We start from the raw sequence: 19,019 nt of genomic DNA, 5'->3' as shown, positions 1-19,019 counted from the left end.
TTGTCGCATCGTGGGCGGTGTGTGCCCGGCCACGCCCGCCGCGGGCCGGGTCCTTGCGGTCAGTTGGTGGGCGATGGTGTGTCGAGATGGTCGGCGTGGGTGTGGTGGTGGAGTTTGCGGGCGCGGGCGGCGAGCAGGGTGCGGAGGTGGTCGGGGATTTCGTCGCAGGCCTGAACGAGGTTGTCCCACACGGCATTCGGGGTGTCGGGGGTGAGGGCGATGTCGACCAGCGGCAGTGCCTGCGACCAGAGGTCGTGTTCGGCGGCGGTGGCGATGATCTTGGCCAGGACCGCCTGGTCCTGCATGACGGGGAGTTCGGCCATGCGGCGGCGGTCGGGGTCGGTCATGGCCAGGGCGAGGGGGATCAGGGCGTCCCACAGGTCGGCGGCGTCGGCCTGGTGGATGAGGTCGGCGAGTTCGTCGTCGGGTTTGGTGGCGACGCGGCGGGCGATGACGGTGCGGGGTTCGGCGGGCAGGTGGGTGGCGAGGGGGAGCAGGTCGAGCCACAGGCCCTGGTCGAGGGCGGCGTCCATGATGGCGGTGAGGGCCGGTTCGGTGTGGACGGCGGGGCGGCGGGCGAGGGCGGCGAGGCTGTCGGGGCTCATGGCGCCGGTGACGGGAAGCAGGCTGTCCCAGGCGTTCAGGTCGGCGACGGCGGCGATGAGGCCGTCGAGGATGTCGTCGCCGAGTCCGGCGGCGAGGTCGCCGATGCGGGCGCGGGTGGCGGGGGCGACGGTGTCGAGCAGGTCGATGCCCTCCGACCACAGGTGCTGGTCGTGGGCGGCGCGGATGATGCCGGGCAGCCGGTCGTCGACGAGGGCGAGCAGGGTGTCCATCGTCGATTTGTCTTCCAGCAGATAGCCGATGCGCAGCAGGTCGGCGTCGGTGACGACGGCCGCGGCGGCGCGCATGGCGTCGTGGCCGACGGTGCCGACGAAGCGGCCGAGGGTGACGTGGTCGCCGCGCAGGGCGAGGACGCGGGCGACGTCGACGATCAGGTGGGTGGGGATGCGGGTGAGGATGTCGGCGGTGCGGCGGGGGTCGAGCCGGGTGGCGGTTTCGGCGAGGAAGGGGGCGGGCAGGGCCTTGGCGATGTCGACGGCGCGGGCGGGTTCGACGGCGGCGGCGACCGCGGCGCACAGGACGGGTCCGAAGGCGCGTTCGGCGATCTTGGCGCTGAGGGTGGCGGGGACGAGTCTGCTGGCGGCGGCGACCTTGGCGAGGCGGGCGGTGTCGGCGTCGAAGAGCAGGTCGGTGGCGTGTTCGCGGAAGTCGCGGATGGTGTCGGGGGGTAGCCGGGTGAGGAATTCGAGGGTGTCGGTGTCGGAGATGCCCAGCAGGCGTGCGAGTTTGGTGGTTTCGGCGCGGGCCAGCAGCAGGGTGCTCATAGTCCGAGGGCCTTCTTGACGGCGGGCCGCATCAGGCGGGGGATGAGTTCGAGGGATGAATCGACGGCCGCGGCAAGGGTTTCGGCGCGTTCGGTGTGGGCGGCGCGGAGCAGGCGGTCGAGTTCGGCGAGTTCGGCGCCGGTGAGTTCGGTGAAGGCGTCGGGCAGGGGTGCGCGCAGGGTGCGGGCGAGCTGTTCGGCGGACATCGGTGCGGCTCCGGTGGTTTCGTCAGTGCGGGGAGTACTGGAGGGGTTGGTTGTCGGCGCGCAGGTCGTCGATGAAGTTGGCGATGGCTTCGCCGACGAGGAGGGGTTCGGTGCTGGGGAGCCAGGGGTCGGCGGGGAGTCGGTGGCACCAGAGGCGGTCGACGCGGGCGCGGATGTGGTCGGCGGCGGTGGGCAGGGCGGCGGCGTCGGCGCGGTCGACGATGAGTTGGACGGGGACGGCGGTGCGGCGGTCGCGGGGGTGTAGCAGGTGGTGGGCGAGGTTGGCGTGCAGGATGCGGGCACCGGCCAGCAGGTCGGCGGGCAGGGTGCTGGTGGGGTACGGGGGGTGCAGTAGGCGGCGGCCGAGGACGAGCCAGCCGAGGCCGGGCAGGTTCCACCAGGGGGTGTCGGGGAGGCGGGCGTCGCGCAGGGCGTGGGCGAGGTGGTCGAGGTCGGGGGCGCACAGGGTGGTGGCGGAGGCGATGCGGGTGTTGGCGCGGGGGTCGGCGATGGCCTCCCACACCTGCATGGCGCCCCAGCCGTGGCCGGCGAGGTGGGCGGGTCGGTGCGGGCTGACGGCGTCGAGGACGGTGTAGAGGTCGTCGGCGAGGCGGTCGAGTCGATAGTGGTGGGGCCGTGTGGGTTTGGCGGAGCGGCCGTGGCCGGTGACGTCGTAGGCGACGACGTGGAAGCCGTCGGCGAGCATGGGGGCGACGCGGTTCCAGGCGCGGTGGGTGTCGGCGAGTCCGTGGACGAGGACGACGGTGTCGGCGTCGGGGTTGCCGTATTCGTAGATCGCGAGGCCGCGGCCGGGAAGGATGCGGTGGCGTGCGGTGGTGCGGGAGGAGGGCTTGTGCTGGGTCATTGAGGTCACCTCAGGGCGGCGTCAGAGCGGTCGTACCGCCGGTACGGTTTCTGATACTGGCAGTACGGTGTCGGGTTGGCAATGGGGTGGTCCGGGGGCCTGTTATGGCCTGCCTCACAGCGCCGCATCCTTGATTCCGGCGTGCTTTTGGCCGGAATCTCGCGAGGTCCCGGCCAAAAGCACGCCGGGACCAGGATGGTTGAGCGTGCCGGGACCAGGGTGATTGAGCATGCCGAGCCGGAGGGCGGGCTGTGCCGTACCGGCGGTACGTGTATGCTGCCCGGGGAAACATCCGTCCGTCGGAGCCGAGTCATCGTGTCCCCTGCCAGCAGGTCCGCCGCGCCGCGGGTCACCCGCGACGAGATCGTCGATGCCGCGATCCGGGTGATCGATCGGGAGGGGCCGCGGCCGAGTATGGACGGCATCGCGCGCGAGGCGGGGATCACCAAGCCGCGGTTGTATCGGCAGTTCGCGGACAAGGCGGATCTGTATACCGAGATCGCGAATCGGATGTCGCGCAACGCGTTCGCGGCCACCGGCGAGGATATGACGCTGATGTTGCAGCCGCCGCGCCCGGCGCTGCGGCGGGTGTTTGGCGCGTATGCACAGGGAATTCTGGAGCACCCCAATGTCTTTCGGTTCCTGGCGCAGGCGCCGTTGGCGAGTTCCGGGGAACCGGCGGGGTCGGTGCTGCAGTTCGATCTGGGGCGCGATGCGGTGCGGCGGTTCACCAAGCTGGCGCGCGCGATCGCGGAGGCGGTGCCGATCGACGACGGCGGCATCGACTATCTGGCGCGGGCGGTGGTCGGGGTGGTGGTGGCGATCACGGATCTGTGGCTGGAGTCGGCGCCGGAGCGGTCGGCCGACGAATTCGTCGGGCAGGCCACCGAATTGGTGTGGGGGCTGATCGATGGGTTCCTGCGCCGCCAGGGGATCGCCGCGGATCCGGAGTCGCCGATCTTCACCACGCTGGCCGAGGTGAATCAGGGGCGGGACGCGCCCTGACCCGCGTTGTTGACATCACGCCAATAGTGGGCCACGCTGGTGCCGAAGAGGCCGGAGTCCCGGCGGGAGCAGAAAGGGCGAGGCGATGACGCGCGCCGCATGGAGTGACGACGAGGTCGAGGCCGTCCGGAAACTGGCGCGGACCTTCTTCGACAAGGAGGTGGTCCCGCACGAGGAGAAGTTCGTCGCCCAGGGCCATCCCGATCGTGAGCTGTATCGGCGGGCGGGGGAGCTCGGGTTGCTGTGCGCGGCGGTGCCGGTCGAATACGGCGGGGGCGGCGGCACTTTCGCGCACGAGGCGGCGATCATCGAGGAGCAGTCCTTCGCGGGGGAGGGTGCGCTGGGCATGCCGGTGCACTCGACGATCATCGCCCCGTATCTGCTGCGGTTCGGGTCCGAGGAGCTCAAGCGGCGGGTGCTGCCGAAGGCGGCCAGCGGGGAGATGGTGCTGTCGATCGGGATGACCGAGCCGGGCACCGGATCGGATCTGCAGAACATCGCGACGCGCGCGGTGCGCGAGGGCGACGAGTACGTGATCACCGGGTCGAAGATCTTCATCTCCAACGGCTGGTTGTGCGACGGCATCGTGATCGCGGCCAAGACCGATCCGGCCAAGGGCGCGGCCGGGGTGTCGCTGATTTTCGCCGAGGTCGGCGACGACACACCGGGTTTCACGCGCGGCCGCATCCTGTCCAAGATCGGCGGCAAGGGGCAGGACACCGCGGAACTGTTCTTCGACGGGCTGCGGGTGCCCGCGGCGAATCTGCTCGGCGAGGGCGAGGGGCAGGGTTTCTATCAGATGATGCAGCTGCTGGCGCAGGAGCGGCTGGTCACCGCGATCATGGCGGTGGCGATGATGGAGCAGGCGGTCGCGCTGACCGTCGACTACACCAAGGGCCGCGAGGCATTCGGCAAGCCGCTGTTCGCGATGCAGAACACCCGCTTCGAATTGGCCGAGTGCGCGACGCTGGCGCGGGTGAGCCGCACCTTCCTCGACGACGCCATCGTCAAGCACCTGCGCGGCGAGCTGGACATTCCCACGGCGGCCATGGCGAAGTACTGGCTGACAGATCAATTGGGTATCGTGGTGGATCGCTGTCTGCAACTGTTCGGTGGTTATGGGTATATGACGGAGTACCCGATCTCTCAGCTCTACACGGGCGCTCGCGTGCTGCGTATCCTCGCCGGCGCCAACGAGGTAATGAAGGATCTCATTGCGCGCTCACTCTGATTCGCCGACTCCCGCCCGTGCGCGGCCGCGTCGATCTGATTCTCACGCAGATCTCGTCCCCGCCGATGCCGCCCGCCGCCGTCGGCTCGAACCCGATCAGCGGCGCGCCCAGATCCTGGAGTGCGCCATCGACATGTTCGGGGAACGCCCCTACGCGGCGGTGTCGACCGCGGAGCTCGCGCAGCGGGCCGGGGTGGCGCGCGGGCTGATCAACCACTACTTCGGCAACAAGCGCGACCTGTATCTGGCGGTGGTGCGGCGGATGGTGACCCTGCCGCGCCCGGATCATCTGACGCTGCCGAACGGGTCGACGCGGGAGCGGGTCGACGCGAGCGTGGCATGGCTGCTGGACACCATCGGCGAACACGGCAGCACCTGGGTGAAGGTGATCGGCCACGAAGGCATCGGCGACGACCCGGAGGTGCAGCGCATCCTCGACGAGGCCGACGACGCCGCCGCGGACCGGCTGCTGGATATGATGGGGCTCAGCGGTTCCCGCCACGGCGACGCCCTGCGGGCGCAGGTGCGCGCCTACGGTGGTCTGGTGAAAGCCGCTGGGCGGGAATGGATCACGCGCGGCAGCCTGCACCGCGACCAGGTGCACCAGCTGCTGGCGGACATGCTGATGACGCTGGTCACCACCTCGTTCCCGAAAGTGGCGGGCGAGAAAGAGATTCGAGCGTGATCGTGCGCTCCGGTGGGCGGGCGGTGCGGGCGGCGACCGGGTAGTAGACGGCGGCGGTGACGAGAATGCCGACGAGCCAGGAGATGTCGGCGCCGCCGAGCGCCGCGGTGAGCGGCCCGGTGTAGAGCCGCTGGGCGGAGAACGGGAGCTGCGCGGCGATGCCGAGCGCGTAGCAGGCCAGCGCGGGCACGTTCCAAGCCTCGTAGCGGCCCGCGGGGTCGTAGAGGGCGGGGATGTCGAAGCGTTCGCGGGAGATCAGGTAGTAGTCGATCAGGTTGATGGTGCTCCACGGGGTGAACACCATCAGCAGCACCAGCACGAAATTCTTGAAGTTGTCGAGGAAGTCGGCGCTGGCGGCGAGCGCGATCAGCACCGAGACCGCGGTGAAGGCGAGCGCGAACGCGATGCGGGTGGCGCGGGAGATGTGGCTGCGCCGGTCGAACGCGGTCACCGTGGTGAGGATGCACATGACGCCGCCGTAGGCGTTGAGCACGTTGATGGTCAGCTTGCCGACCACGATCACCAGGTAGATCGCGACCGCGAGCACGGCCGGGCCCGCGAGGTCGCCGAGGAAGCCGACCTGATCGCGGGTGAAAGCCGGTGCGGCGCAGGCGGCCAGCAGCGCCCCGAACGTCATCGACCACTGCGAGCCGAGCACCGAGCCCGCATAGGTCCACCAGAAGGTGGCGCGGGCGCTGGTGTCGCGCGGCAGATATCGCGAATAGTCGGCGACGTAGGGGCCGAAGGTGAGCTGCCAGCTGGCGCCCAGCGACACCGCGAGCAGGAACGTCGCCGCCCCGAAACCGTGCCCGCCCAGGTGATGTGGCACGTCGTAGCGTATGAACAGCCGCACCGCGAGATAAGTGAAGCCGAGCACGCCGATGATGCTGGCGATGCGGCCGACGAGATGGATGAGCCGGTAGCCGGTGACCGCGACCACGGCGGTGAGCGCGCCGAACACGACGATGCCGACGGCCCGATCGTGCACGCGCAGAATCTCGTTCACCGCCTGGCCCGCCAGCACCGTCCCGGTCGCCGCGAAACCCAGGTACATCAGGATCACCAGCACCAGCGGCACCGCCGCGCCGCGCACCCCGAATTGCGCTCTACTGGAAATCATCTGGGGCAACCCCAGCCGCGGCCCCTGCGCCGAATGCAGGGCCATCACCACCCCGCCCAGCAGATTCCCCGCCAGCGTCCCGGCGATCGCCCAGGAGGCGTCCGCCCCGAACACCACCGCCAGCGCCCCGTCCACGATCGCGGTGATCTGCATATTCGCCCCGCACCACAGCGTGAACTGGCTGCGCGGGCTGCCGTGGCGCTCATGGTCGGGGACGACGTCGATGGTGCGGCGTTCCGGGCTGAGCATCGCGCCGGATCCGGTGTCGGGCATAGCTGTTCCTCACTGCTCGGCGCGCCGTCGCGTCGTTGCGAGGGCGCCCCAAGGGTTATACCCCACCTCGTGATTCCGGCATGCTTTTGGCCGGAATCTCTTGCGGGAGGGTGGATCCCGGCCAAAAGCATGCCGGGATCAAGAGGCTGCATGCCGGGATCGCGGGGGGTCGCATGGCGGGTTCAAGGGGGCTGCATGCCGGGATCGCGGGGGGTCGCATGGCGGGATCAAGAGGGCTGCATGCCGGGATCGCGAGGGTCGCATGGCGGGATCAAGAGGGCTGCATGCCGGGATCGCGAGAGGGGCTTAGTGTTTGCGGGCCTTGCTCGGTTGTACGCGGGGTGGCTCGTTGGGCATCTTCGGGTAGACCGGGGGCCAAGGCGCGTCCATGAGGCCGGAATCCATGTCGCGTTGGGACATGGCGAGCAGCGGTTCGATGGATTGGGGGGTGCGGTCGGCCCAGGGGTCGCCGAGGGTGGTGACGCGGGTGGGGACGGTGGCGAGGGTGAGGTCGTCGGGGGTGACTGCGTCGAGTTCGTCCCAGGCGAGGGGGGTGGAGACCTGGCCGCCGACCTTGGGGCGCACGCACCAGGCGCCGAAAACCGTTCGGTGCGGGGCGTTCTGGTTGTAGTCGACGAAGACGCGGCGGCCGCGTTCCTCCTTCCACCACTGGGCGGTGATCAGGTCGGGGTGGCGGCGTTCGAGCTCGCGGGCCAGCGCCACCGACGCCGCCCGCACCTGATAGCCGTCCCAGCGCGGCTCCAGCAGCACATACAGGTGCAGGCCGCGCGAACCGGAGGTCTTCACCCGCGCATCGATACCCAGCTCGGCGCACAGCTGTCGCACCAGCACCGCCGCCGCGCGCAGCTCGTCGAAACCGATACCGGGGGAGGGATCGAGGTCGATGCGCAGCTCGTCGGCGATGTCGAGGCTGCCCACATGGTTGGGCCACACGTGAAATCCCAAGCAGCCCAGGTTGACCGCCCACAGGATGTGCGCGAGGTCGGCGGCGACCAGGGCGTCGCTCTCGGTGCCGTTCGGGGTGGACACCACCGTGGTCTGCAACCAGTCCGGCACCGATTTCGGCACCCGCTTCTGGAACCAGGACTTGCCGCCCGCGCCGTCGGGATAGCGTTCCAGCAGCACGGGCCGGTCGCGCACGGTCCGCAGGAACGGCTCGGCCACCGCCTGGTAGTAGCGGACCAGATCCAGCTTCGTTTCCCCGCGCGTGGGGAAATACACCTTGTCGGGATTGCTGATCCGCACGGTTTTGCCGTCGGTGTCGATGTCGACGGTCGTACTCATCTGCTCGCCCCCGAGGTGTTCGCGCCGGATTTCGCTTCGGCAAAGATATCGGCCAATTCGGCGGGCGCGACCTCGTCGAGCTGAGCGTAGGTACACGATTCGGGGGTGCGGTCGGTGCGGAAACGCACCAGCCGGCCGCCGTGGCGTAATCGTCCGCCCATGACGTGCTCGTAGCGCACCTCGGCGACCAGTTCCGTGCGCAGCGCCTCCCAGGACAGGTCCTTGCCGCCGGTCCAGCGGCTCACCCCGCCGGGCATCTTGCCGTCGGCCTTGGCCTGGGCGGCCGCGTCCGCCCAGTCCCGCCACGGATGATTCTCCAGCGCGTTCTCCCGCAGCGGGGCCAGCTCGTCGACCAGTTCCCTGCGGCGGGCGGCGGTGAAGCTGGAGGCCACGCCGACGTGATGCAGGTGGCCCTCGTCGTCGAACAGGCCCAGCAGCAGCGAGCCGATGCCCTCGCCGTCCTTGTGCCAGCGGAATCCGGCGACCACGCAGTCGGCGGTGCGCTCGTGCTTGACCTTGATCATCACCCGCTTGTCCTGCATGTACGGCAGATCGGCGGCCTTGACCATGACCCCGTCGAAACCGGCGCCCTCGAATCGGGTGAACCAGTCGTGGGCCAGGTTCGGATCGGCGGTGAGCGGGGTCAGATGCAGCCGGGCGGGCGGGTCGGCGAGCACGGTCTCGAGGATGCGGCGGCGCTCGGCGAACGGCTCGCCGGTCAGATCGCGGTCGCCGAGCGCCAGCAGATCGAAACCGACGAAACTGGCGGGCGTTTCCACCGCCAGCTTGTTCACCCGCGACGCGGCCGGATGCAGCCGCTGCTGCAACGTATCGAAATCCAGGCCCGCCTCGGTGACCACCACGACCTCGCCGTCGACCACGCACTTGTCCGGCAGCGCACCGCGCAGCAATTCGACCAGCTCCGGGAAATACCGTGTCAACGGCCGATCGTTGCGCGACCCGAGCTCCACCTCGTCCCCGTCGCGGAACACGATGCACCGGAACCCGTCCCACTTCGGCTCGTACAGCAGCCCCGGATCCCGCGGCAACTCGGCAGCAGACTTGGCCAACATGGGCTTCACAGGCGGGCAGACAGGCAAGTCCACACGATCCTCCTCGGGTCGGTCTCACCCTTACAGACGGTGCGGGCGTACCGAACTCATCGCCCCACCCGGCCAAAAGCGTACCGGGCAGAATGCGAAAAGCAGCGCACCGGGACCGAGAGGCGTGCACCCCGCCGTAGCGGACCCACCCTCCCGATCCCGGTTTCTCTGCTGGATCCCGCGTCGACCCTGACCTGCGCCCCGATTGACCTTGACCTGCGCCCTGATTGGCCCTGGCGCGCGGCCCGAATGGTCCCGGCGTGCCCGAATGGTCCTGGCCTGCGCCCCGATGATCCTGGCCTGCGCCCCGATGATCCTGGCCTGCGCCTTCCAGTGATCCCCGGGTGCGCCTTCCAAGGATCCCGGGGTGCGCCTTCCAATGATCCCGGCGTGCGGCTCCCCGTCATTCCGGCGTGCTTTTGGCCGGGATCAGTTCTCCAGCCAGCCGTGCTGGTCGGCGAAGGCGGTGAGGCGGTCGCGGATGGTGAGGATTTCACCGGCCGTGAGGGCGGGGCTGGCGTCGAGCAATAACTCGGTGATCAACCGTTTGTGCTCGGACGCGGTGAGTGCCCCGGAATTGCGGCCGCGATGGCGCGGCGGCAACGGCTGGCCGCCCACGGCGGTGAGATTGACCGCCTTCGGACCACGATCACCCTCGGTCACCTCGAATTCGAACAACCGGCCCTGACGCAGCTCGTCTTCGTCGAGCCCGATATCGTTGACGTGCACGAATACATCGGGGCCGCCATCTTCCGGGCGGATGAAGCCGAACCCCCGTGAACTATCGAACGACACCAATTTCCCGATCGACACCTACACCCGCTCCTCGTCGACGTCCCTGTGCGGTCACTCTAACCGGCCTGCTGCTCATCGCGGTCGGTGTTGGCCGAAAGCGCCTTCTGCAGCGAATTGAACACCGTCAACCCCTGCCCGACCATGCCGTTGACCAGTTCACCGACACCGTCCGGCCCGTTGAGGACGGTGAGGTTGGCGTTGGACAGCCCCGTCGCGGCCTGCTTGACGATTTCGGGCAGCTGCTCGATCAGCAACTGATCCAACGCGATCCGATTGTTGGAGGCCGCGGCCTCGGCCTGGATGCGGGTGCGGTCGGCCTCGGCCTGGGCGAGCACCCGCACCCGTTCGGCCTGGGCCTCGGCCGGTTTCACGACCTCGGCCTGCAACTGCTGCTCGCGCAGGTGCGCCTCCTTGCGGGCGCGTTCGGCCTGCGCGGTCAGCACCTCCTGCAACGCGATCGCCTCCGCGAGCGGACCCGCCTGCGCCGCTTCGGCTTTCGCCTTGTCGATGTCGCGCTGATACTCCGCCTGCAGGATGGAGGTCTGGCGCTGGTATTCGGCCTGCTTGCGCAGCGACGCCTGTTCGGCCTCGGCGGCCTGCTGGGCGGCGGCGGCCTGGGCGATCTGCGCGTCGCGCTGCACCGCGGCATTGTGCGGGGCGGCGAGGGCGGCGATGTAGCCGAGGTTGCCGTCGTCGATGGACTGGATCTGGAACGAGTCGACCCACAGGCCGATATTGCTCATCTCCACCTTCGACGCCACCAGCACCTCGTCGGCGAGTTTCTGGCGTTCGCGGATGATCTCCTCGACCGTCATCGAGCCGACGATCGAGCGCAGGTGCCCGGAGAAGATGCGTCCGGTCAGGACGGACATCTCCCGTTCCTGCTCGGACAGGAACCGTTGCGCGGCATTGACGATGGACGCGGTGTCGTTGGCGACCTTGAACGCGATCACCGCCCGCACGTCGAGCTGGATGGCCTGTCGGGTGACGCAGCGTTCCTGGATCTCGGACTCGAACATCGCCAGCGACAGGTAGCGGACCTTGCGGAACAGCGGCGTCACCCACGCGCCGCGGCCGATGACCACCCGGAAGGGGGCATTGTCCCTGGCACGCCCGCCGCTGACCAGCATGGCCTCGTCGGGATCGGGTACGTGGTACCCCAGCACTGTTGTCTCCCTTGCTATGTCGGTGTTGCCCCACCCGGCCCGAGGTCGAGCGGTATCCACGGAACTACGTCGACGATCCGGCCCGGGTTCACCGTGACGACGAGCACGGTGGTGCCCGCGGCGAGTGCCCGGTCGGCACGTGCGATGTAGATCTCGGTTCCCCCTCGGATCGCGACCAGGACCTCCCCGAGCATCCCTGGACCCCGGATCGGCGATGTGAGCGTACCGGTCGAACCCTGCACCGGGTCGGTCATCGCGTCGATCTCCTTGCCCGACAGCGTCGAATCGGAGGATCCCAGCCTACCGCCACGGCCTGCCGCCATGATCGGCCCACGCCGGGAACGTGCCGTGCCACGGTCACCGGACCCGGTGTCGAGGCGGACGCTACCGAGCGGGTTGGCGCCGGACGCGGTCGGCCTCGGCGTCGAATGCGGCTGCGCGCAGGTAGGTTTCGGTGGATTCGGCCAGCCGCGCGGTCCACAGCGTGACGTATTCGGCGCAGCGGGCGACGCGGGCCGCGGCGGCCTCGCGCAGGGCGTCGTCGGCGGCGGTCGCCGCCTGCCGCTGCTGGTCCTTCGCCTCGGCCAGGCGGCGTTCGGCCTGGAACAGCTTGTGGCGGCAGTGTTCCGGGTCGACCACGCTGTCGCGTAACTCGGCGGCCTCGTAGGCGAGGTCGTCGGCGCGCCGGCGGCGCGGGTCGGCGGGCACGTCCGGTTCGGGCGGATAGCCGTCGCCGTCGTCGTCGGGGGTGAGGTCGGTGAAATACGGCGGCAGCGATTCCGGGTCCTGCGCGAGTTGCTGCTGGCGGGCCGCGATCATGCGCCGGTCCTCCTCGTCGCAGGCGCGCAGGAATTCGCGGTGGTCCTCGACGTCGGCGTCGGTGACCGGCCGATGGACCAGCGCCCCGGTCATCGACACCCGCTCGGCGCCCTCGTGGTCGCGCAGGATCACCGCCACCGTGTCCGGCGGCCGCGGCGCCGGGCGGCCCTCGACGCGGGCGTCGAGGATCGCGTCGCGCGACTCCTGCACCACATAGCCGCACTCCTGCACGAAGAAGGTGCTGGCGGCGTCGTAACAGCTGTCCACCGCGCGGCTGGTCCAGGGGTGCCTGCTGCCCAGCGCGAGCACACCGTGCTCGGTGACGCGGTCGTCGTGGCGGATCTGCCAGGAGTATTCGCCGGGGGACAGGCTGCGCGGCGCGCCGGTGCCCGCCGTCGAGTTGGTCGCGTCCGTTGACACCCCTCGATTGTGACCCCGGCACCCGCGGGCGCGGGCGGGGTTCGGCGGCACACATCTGGCAACCCGTCCGCGGCGCGAGCGGGCAACCTCGCGCCCGGGGTTGCGCCAATGTTGCTCGCCTTCTACGGTAATTCGACTATCGGAAATGGCTCGACGGCGGTTTTTCATCGGCATCCGAGGCCGAAGGGGGTGCTGTGGTGACCGATGATCGCAGTTCACTGCGCACCTGGTGGCGCGATGACCCCGACTACCGATGGCCGATCCGGGCGCTGGCGGCGCACGACGTGCTCAGACCGCTGAAGCTGGCCATCGGCATCGGCGGGCTCGCCAGCGCGGCGGTCGCGGCGTCGGCGGCGCTGTCGTGGGGGCCGGACGGTGCGATCTCGCGCCCGCTGGAGTGGGTGGTCGCGGTGCTGGGCGTGCTGTGGTGGCTGCGCTGGTGGCTGCTGCCGTGGCCCTCGGCGGTCGAGTCGCTGACGCTGTTCGCCATCGCCGATATCGGCACCACCGCCGCGGGCCTGGGCAGCCCGGATGTGGTCGGCAGGGCCATCGCGGTGCTGGTGCTGATGGTGACGGGCCTGTACGCGACCTTCTTCCACAGTCCGAGAATCCTTGCCGCCCATATCGTCTGGTTGTCGGTGTCGGTGGCGGTGCTGTCGGTCCCGATGTTCGCCGAGGGTTATGCGGCCGTGGCGTCGGCGCTGATCCTGGTCACGGTGACGATCTCGGCGGTGGTGCTGCCCGGCGTGCAATACGGGTACTGGGTGCTGCGCACCGAAACGCTGTGCGACCCGCTGACCTCGCTGCTGAGCCGCCGCGGGCTCGACGACCGCTGCCGATCCCTGCTGGACTGCGGCAGCTGCCTGCCGACCTGCGTGATGGTGGTGGATCTGGACGGGTTCAAACGCATCAACGACCGCTTCGGTCACCGCACCGGCGACGAAGTGCTCATGTCCGTGGCCGACCGCCTGCGTGCCGCCGCCCCCGCCGCCGCCGTCGTGGCCCGCATCGGCGGTGAGGAATTCGCGGTCCTGAGCCGCCTGTCCGAATCGGCGGCGCACGCCGTCGCCGAGAACCTGCGCGGCGCCATCGCCCGCTCCACCGCCTCGATTCCGGTCACCGCCAGCATCGGCGTCGCCGTGTGCGCCGCCCCCGACCTGCGCCAGCACCGCGCCCGCCCCTTCGTCAACACCCTGCTCGACCGCGCCGACGCCGCCATGTATCAGGCGAAACGGCGCGGCGGCAATACCGTCGTCGTCGAGGCGTGAGGATGCCGCGCTAGGGGTAAAGCGGTGCGGCACACCGTTTTCGCCGTGCCGGGTGGCGGTCGGCTCGTACGATCGGGGTGCAGTGTCGCCGGGGCGGCAGTCCTCGCCGAAAGGCCACCACGATGAATCGACGGTCGCATCCGCCAGCCGACCGTCGCTGCCGGGGGCGACGGCGATGCTGACCGCGTTGCGGGCGGCGCGGTCGCTGCCGCCGACCGTGCGGCTGTTGCTGGTCAACCAGTTCGGCGTCTACCTCGGCTTCTACCTGCTGATCCCGTTTCTCGCCACGCATCTGCGCGACGATCTGCGCCTGAGCACGGGGGTGGTGGGGGCGATCATCGGGGTGCGCAGCCTCAGCCAGCAGGGGCTGACCCTGCTGGGCGGGTCGGCCGCCGACCGGATCGGGTGCCGGCCGTTGATCATCGCCGGATGTCTGCTGCGCGCCGTGGGTTTCGCGGCCTTCGCGGTGGTGAACAGCGTCGCCGGGCTGGTGCTGGCCGCGATCGTGACCGGGGTGGCGGGCGCGGTGTTCAGCCCGGCCACCCGCGCCTACCTCGCCTACGAGTCCGGACCGCAACGGCTGCAAGCGTTTTCGCTGTTCAATGTGGCGGGGGAGACCGGCACCCTGATCGGCCCGCTGCTGGGCAGCGTGCTGCTCGCGGTCGATTTCCGGCTGGTGGCGGCGGTGGCGGCGGTGGTGTTCACCGCGTTGACCGTCGCGCAGCTGCTGGCGCTGCCGCCGCGCCCGGTCACCCCGTCGGGCCAGTCGGTGCTCGCCGACTGGCGCGAAGTGGTCGGCAACCGCCGCTTCCTGCTCTACGTGTGCGCCACCGCCGCGATCTTCGTGCTGTACAACCAGCTCTACCTGACGCTGCCGCTGGAGGCCGCGCGCGCCTCCGGTTTCGCGGGGTCGGCCGCGCTGCTGTTCACCGCGTCCACCGTCGTGACCCTCGGCCTGCAGGTGCGCATCACCGACCGATGCCAGCGCCGCGGATCGTCCCCGGCGTGGATCGCGGTGGGAACGGCGTTGTGCGGGTTGGCATTCGCCCCGGCCGCCATCGGCGCCACCGTGCAGCGGGCGGCCGGGTCGGCGGGGCTGTGGGCGGCGCTGCCCGCGCTGGCGCCGACGCTGCTGGCCACGGTGGTGCTGACGCTCGGGGTGGCGGTGGCCCAACCGTTCGCGCTGGATCTGACCACCGACTTCGCGCGCCCCGCCCTGACCGGCACCTACCTGGGCGTGTTCGCGACGGCGTCGGGGATCGCGGCGGTGGTGAGCAACACCGTCGTCGGTTACAGCGTCGACCTCGGCGCCCGCCTGGGGACGCCGTGGCTGCCGTGGCTGCTGCTGGGCGGCTACGGGATCGGCAGTGCCGCCCTGATCGCGGTGATGCGGGCGCGCTCGCTGTTCCCGCCCGCGGCGTCGGGAACCGTTCGACCACAGAGGACGTGACGATGAAGTACGACAGCATCACCGATCTCATCGGCGGCACCCCGCTGGTGCGGCTGCACCGGCTCACCCGGCCCTCGGACGCGGCGGTCTGGGTCAAACTCGAATGCCTCAACCCCAGCGGCAGCGTCAAGGCGCGCCCGGCGCTGGCCATGATCCGCGAGGCCCTGCGCACCGGCGAGCTCACCCCGGACGGCACCATCGTGGAGGCCACGTCCGGGAATCTGGGTATCGCGCTGGCCATGATCGGCGCCGCCCTCGGCATCCGCACCGAGATCATGGTCGACCCGCGCACCCCCCGGTTCAGCGTCGGCGCCATCGCCGCCTACGGGGCGCACCCCACCCTCGTCGAACACGGCGACGAACACGGCAAATACCAGATCCCGCGCATCCGCGCCGCCCGCGCCGTCGTCCGCGACACCCCGGGCGCGTACATGCCCGACCAGTGGAACAATCCGAACAATCCGGCCGCGCACGGCGCCACCACCGCGCAGGAGATCCTCGCCGATCTGGACGGCGACGTGCACGCGGTGGTGTGCACCACCAGCAGCTGCGGCCAGATCACCGGCATCGGGCGGGCGCTGCGGCGGGCCGGAATCGGTTGTCTCACAGTCGCTGTCGACGGCCGGGGCTCCACGGCCATCGGCGGGCCGATGGGACAGCATCTGCTGATCGGCCTCGGCTCCGGATTCACCCCGGGAAATTTCGACCGCAGCGTGATCGACCACGCCTACTGGTGCGGGGACGCCGACGCATTCTCCACCTGCCGGTTACTGGCCGCGGGCGAGGGCCTGCTGCTGGGCGGATCCTCCGGCGCCGCCGTGTTCATCGCCCTGCGGGTGGCGCAACTGCTGGGCCCGGGCCACAATGTGGTCGCCGTCGCCCCCGACGGCGGCGACCGATACCTGGACACCATCTACGACGACGCCTGGATCGGCGCCCACGACGTGGACCTCGCCACCACCGTCGAGCAGCTGCGCGCCCGCCTCACCGACTACACCCCGTTCCCCGGCGACCGGCTCGCACCGTGGCGGCACTATCCGGCCGCCACCGAGCCCGACGCGCCGAAAGCGGTGCCGTAGCACGGTGTCCGCGGCCGCGTCACGAGGCCGCCTCGGCGCGGCCGCGCAGCGGGCTCGGGTCCGCGACGGCCGCGCATCGGGTCCAGGAGGTCACCACCCGCTCGGTCGTCCGCGCGATCGTGTCGGGCCCGACCGGCGGATCGGCCACGAGCAGGCCGTGTTCGGCGCAGTACGCGTCGTTGTAGACGGTGTCGAAATAGCGGTGCGGGCCGTCGGGGAACACGGCCACGATCCGCACATCCGACTCGAACACCCCCGCCGCCCAGCCCGCCACCAGCGCGACCGCCCCCACGCTCCAGCCGCCCGTCGCGTAGTGGGATGCGGCCAGGGTGCGACACGCCCACACGGCCTCCGCCGGTGCCACCCAATGGATTTCGTCGAACGCCGCATAGTCGACATTGCGCGGATGAATGCTCGACCCCAGCCCCCGCATCAGCCGCGGCCCTGCGGGCTGACCGAAAATGGTCGAGGCGACCGTATCCACGCCGATGAGCTTCAACCCCGGATTGAACCGCCGCAACACCCGCGACACCCCCGCCGAATGCCCGCCGGTGCCCACCGAGCACACCAGCACATCCACCCGGCCCAGCTGCCCCACCAACTCCAGCGCCAGCGACTCGTAGCCGTCGACATTGTCGGGATTACCGTACTGATCCGGGCACCACGAATCCGGTTCGCGGGCCAGCAGTTCGGCCACGCGCTCGCGGCGCGCCTGCTGCCAGCCGCCGACCGGGTGCGGCTCGGCCACCACCTCGATCCGCGTCCCGAACGCCGCGAGCATGCGCGCCAGGATCGGCTCCAGGCCGGGATCGGTCACCATGGTGATCGGATGACGGGCCACGAGCCCGGCCAGCGCCAGCCCCAAACCAAAAGTGCCGCTGGACGATTCGACGATCCGCGCCCCGGGCGCCAGCTCGCCGCGCTGTTCGGCGCGGCGCACCATGTGCAGCGCGGGCCGGTCCTTCATCCCGCCGGGATTGAACCCCTCCAGTTTCGCCCAGAATCCGCGGCCGCGCGGGGCCAGCGGCGCACCCACCCACAGCACCGGGGTATTGCCGACCAGCGCGTGCGGTCGCCGCGCCGCACCCGGCGCCGCGATCAGCGCCGCCGGTATCTCGGCCGGGTCCTGGACCACAACCTCGTTCATGACTGTCGCTTCCTGTATCGAATCCCGCCACGGGCGGGCACGGACGTGAGCCGGGCAGCGGACACCGGCCGGGGCGACACAGCGGCCACCGGCCTGGCGCTGACCTGTCAGCGTCGAGCGATACAGATCCGGGTGAGCACATCCCGCCCCCCGGACACCGGCACAGCGGGCGGCCCCCGCACCCCCGCCGTCGGCGCGGCACCGCATCCGAGGGTGACGGGGGCCAGCAGCAGCACCGGTGGGGCGAGGGGCGGCGACACCGCGAGACCGACGCCGGACGCCACCGGGGCGGTGATACACGGGATGCGCGGAGTGCAAGGGCCGCAACAACCATCGGGGGCCTGCCCCGGAACGTCGGCCACCCCGGCGGGGCGGCCCGGGTCGGTGATCACCACCGCGGGCGCGTCCACGCCGGTATCCGCCAGCGCGCAATCCATCATCGACCCGGCGAACAATATCGCCACCAGCACAACGAGTCCGGAGCCACCGAGCCGCACTCGCGGTATCCGGCTCACGAGCACCCCCACTTCCGAACAGCGCTGAGCCGCAACCTGTTGACGCGAAGCGGACGACTGCGCGACCAGCGCTTCGGAACAGAATCCATCACCCACGGTAAACGGTCGCCACACCGTCGGTCCGCGAACCGCTGCGCCGACCCCTTCCACACGGCAGCAGTAGGGGTTTCGCGCCGGTCGGTCGGTGACCTATTGGCTTCCTACCGTGGCGGTATTCACCCGATCGAAGGAGGACTCATGAAGATCGCCCTGCTGGGCACCGGATTCGGGCAGGCCCACGCCGCGGCGTATGCCACGCGCGCCGACGTCGAGGTGACGGTGTTCGGCCGTCGCCCCGAGGCGCTGCGACCGCTGGCCGATCGCTACGGATTCGCCACCACCACCGACCTGGACTCGGTATTCGCCGACCCCACCGTCGAACTCATCGATATCTGCCTGCCGACCGGCCTGCACCCCGCCACCGCGCTGCGCGCCCTGGACGCGGGCAAACACGTGCTCACCGAATTGCCCCTGGCCGCCGATATGGCGCTGGCGCAGCGGGTGGCCGACGCGGCGCGCGCCGGTGACCGGCAGGTCTTCGTCGACATGTACGACCGGTTCCTGCCCGCGAACCAGCTCCTGTTCGACGCGGTCGCCTCCGGCGGATACGGGCGGCTGCGGCATCTGGCCGTCGACCTGGCCACGGCGCTGCTGTGGCCGGGAGTCGACATCGGGCTGGCACAGATCGCACTCGACATGATGCACGGCGACATCGACGTCATCGTCCAAACCCTCGGCGCCCCCGCGACTCTCGACATCACCGCCACCGCGGGCGGCCCCGGCACCGCCGTGGTGGACGCGGTCCTCGGCTACCCGGACGCGACGGCCCGCTGCTGCGCCTGCTCCTTGATGCCGATGCCTTACGGTGCGCGCGGCGGCTACCGCGCCACCTTCACCGACGCCGTCCTCACCGCCACCTTCACCCACGGCTTCGACGGCAAACCCACCACCACGGTCAGCACCTGCACCGCCGACGGCGAGGACACGACACAACTCCCCGACGCCGACCCCTATGCGGCCATGATCGACCACGTCCTGGCCTGCCTGCGCGGGCAGGCAACCAACCGGATAGCCCCCGACAGCGTCCTGGATGCCCTCGCGGTGACCCTCGACATCGACGCCGTCGTCAACCCGCGCTGA

19 protein-coding genes are annotated in these 19,019 nt (G+C 70.3%); 7 read left to right on the top strand and 12 right to left on the bottom strand.

The features are described from left to right. Window positions 1–59 precede the first annotated feature (59 nt). From HPY32_RS37195 to HPY32_RS37185, 3 genes are read right to left on the bottom strand one after another with little or no spacing between them, the layout of a single operon-like run. Complete coding sequence (locus HPY32_RS37195) at window positions 60–1,388, bottom strand: hypothetical protein (protein ID WP_067588558.1); 1,329 nt, start codon at window positions 1,386–1,388, stop codon at window positions 60–62. Continuing rightward, window positions 1,385–1,594 (bottom strand): hypothetical protein, encoded by a 210-nt coding sequence (locus HPY32_RS37190; RefSeq protein ID WP_067588560.1) that lies wholly within the window; start codon window positions 1,592–1,594, stop codon window positions 1,385–1,387. Before HPY32_RS37190 ends, HPY32_RS37195 begins: the two co-directional genes overlap by 4 nt. Before the next feature lie 22 nt (window positions 1,595–1,616). After that, window positions 1,617–2,459: an alpha/beta fold hydrolase gene (locus HPY32_RS37185; RefSeq protein WP_067588562.1), complete on the bottom strand. Its 843-nt coding sequence runs from the start codon at window positions 2,457–2,459 to the stop codon at window positions 1,617–1,619. Between the two features lie 315 nt (window positions 2,460–2,774). On the opposite strand from HPY32_RS37185, the gene HPY32_RS37180 reads away from it, so the two are divergent. From HPY32_RS37180 to HPY32_RS37170, 3 genes are all read left to right on the top strand, one after another. Beyond that, window positions 2,775–3,464, top strand: a complete 690-nt coding sequence (locus HPY32_RS37180; RefSeq protein WP_067588564.1) for a TetR/AcrR family transcriptional regulator — start codon at window positions 2,775–2,777, stop codon at window positions 3,462–3,464. Window positions 3,465–3,549: 85 nt separating this feature from the next. Then, window positions 3,550–4,695 carry an acyl-CoA dehydrogenase family protein gene (locus tag HPY32_RS37175; protein ID WP_067588566.1) on the top strand — a complete coding sequence of 382 codons (1,146 nt, stop codon included), beginning with the start codon at window positions 3,550–3,552 and terminating at the stop codon, window positions 4,693–4,695. Window positions 4,696–4,807: 112 nt separating this feature from the next. Next, a complete protein-coding gene (locus HPY32_RS37170) occupies window positions 4,808–5,380 on the top strand; it encodes a TetR/AcrR family transcriptional regulator (protein ID WP_067595855.1) in 573 nt (190 codons plus the stop codon). Here HPY32_RS37170 and HPY32_RS37165 read toward each other — a convergent pair. The 7 genes from HPY32_RS37165 to HPY32_RS37135 form a co-directional block, all read right to left on the bottom strand. Next, window positions 5,331–6,773, bottom strand: a complete 1,443-nt coding sequence (locus tag HPY32_RS37165) for a purine-cytosine permease family protein (protein ID WP_067588569.1) — start codon at window positions 6,771–6,773, stop codon at window positions 5,331–5,333. The two genes, HPY32_RS37170 and HPY32_RS37165, sit on opposite strands and share 50 nt — an antisense overlap. Window positions 6,774–7,079: 306 nt before the next feature. Further along, entirely contained in the window at window positions 7,080–8,078 is a 999-nt protein-coding gene (gene ligD / locus HPY32_RS37160; RefSeq protein WP_067588571.1) for a non-homologous end-joining DNA ligase, read from the bottom strand. Further along, the gene (locus tag HPY32_RS37155) at window positions 8,075–9,184 is read right to left on the bottom strand and encodes an ATP-dependent DNA ligase (RefSeq protein WP_082871408.1); all 1,110 of its coding nucleotides are present in this window, start codon (window positions 9,182–9,184) and stop codon (window positions 8,075–8,077) included. The genes ligD and HPY32_RS37155 overlap by 4 nt, the downstream gene beginning before the upstream one ends. A gap of 426 nt (window positions 9,185–9,610) precedes the next feature. Beyond that, a complete protein-coding gene (locus HPY32_RS37150) occupies window positions 9,611–9,994 on the bottom strand; it encodes a cold-shock protein (protein ID WP_067588575.1) in 384 nt (127 codons plus the stop codon). 38 nt (window positions 9,995–10,032) lie between these two features. Beyond that, window positions 10,033–11,142 carry an SPFH domain-containing protein gene (locus HPY32_RS37145; RefSeq protein ID WP_067588577.1) on the bottom strand — a complete coding sequence of 370 codons (1,110 nt, stop codon included), beginning with the start codon at window positions 11,140–11,142 and terminating at the stop codon, window positions 10,033–10,035. 14 nt (window positions 11,143–11,156) lie between these two features. Further along, complete coding sequence (locus HPY32_RS37140; RefSeq protein ID WP_067588578.1) at window positions 11,157–11,396, bottom strand: NfeD C-terminal domain-containing protein; 240 nt, start codon at window positions 11,394–11,396, stop codon at window positions 11,157–11,159. A 130-nt stretch (window positions 11,397–11,526) separates the two neighbouring features. After that, complete coding sequence (locus HPY32_RS37135) at window positions 11,527–12,381, bottom strand: hypothetical protein (protein WP_067588580.1); 855 nt, start codon at window positions 12,379–12,381, stop codon at window positions 11,527–11,529. A gap of 197 nt (window positions 12,382–12,578) precedes the next feature. On the opposite strand from HPY32_RS37135, the gene HPY32_RS46350 reads away from it, so the two are divergent. The 3 genes from HPY32_RS46350 (at window position 12,579) to HPY32_RS37120 (ending at window position 16,178) form a co-directional block, all read left to right on the top strand. Beyond that, window positions 12,579–13,649, top strand: coding sequence for a GGDEF domain-containing protein (locus tag HPY32_RS46350; RefSeq protein ID WP_156674482.1), 1,071 nt, complete (start codon window positions 12,579–12,581; stop codon window positions 13,647–13,649). 175 nt (window positions 13,650–13,824) lie between these two features. Then, window positions 13,825–15,099, top strand: coding sequence for an MFS transporter (locus tag HPY32_RS37125; protein WP_067595856.1), 1,275 nt, complete (start codon window positions 13,825–13,827; stop codon window positions 15,097–15,099). A gap of 2 nt (window positions 15,100–15,101) precedes the next feature. Continuing rightward, entirely contained in the window at window positions 15,102–16,178 is a 1,077-nt protein-coding gene (locus HPY32_RS37120) for a PLP-dependent cysteine synthase family protein (protein WP_067588584.1), read from the top strand. Between the two features lie 19 nt (window positions 16,179–16,197). Here HPY32_RS37120 and HPY32_RS37115 read toward each other — a convergent pair whose 3' ends face one another. Both HPY32_RS37115 and lpqS read right to left on the bottom strand, forming a co-directional pair. Beyond that, window positions 16,198–17,325 (bottom strand): PLP-dependent cysteine synthase family protein, encoded by a 1,128-nt coding sequence (locus HPY32_RS37115; RefSeq protein WP_067588586.1) that lies wholly within the window; start codon window positions 17,323–17,325, stop codon window positions 16,198–16,200. Between the two features lie 107 nt (window positions 17,326–17,432). Beyond that, entirely contained in the window at window positions 17,433–17,840 is a 408-nt protein-coding gene (lpqS, locus tag HPY32_RS37110) for a putative copper homeostasis (lipo)protein LpqS (protein ID WP_156674483.1), read from the bottom strand. Window positions 17,841–18,077: 237 nt separating this feature from the next. Here lpqS and HPY32_RS37105 point away from each other — a divergent pair, with 237 nt between their 5' ends. Next, window positions 18,078–19,019 carry a Gfo/Idh/MocA family protein gene (locus HPY32_RS37105; protein ID WP_067588590.1) on the top strand — a complete coding sequence of 314 codons (942 nt, stop codon included), beginning with the start codon at window positions 18,078–18,080 and terminating at the stop codon, window positions 19,017–19,019.

This window comes from Nocardia terpenica (genome assembly GCF_013186535.1).
Classification (GTDB): Bacteria; Actinomycetota; Actinomycetes; order Mycobacteriales; family Mycobacteriaceae; genus Nocardia; species Nocardia terpenica.
This window is presented reverse-complemented; position numbering and strand designations above follow the sequence as displayed.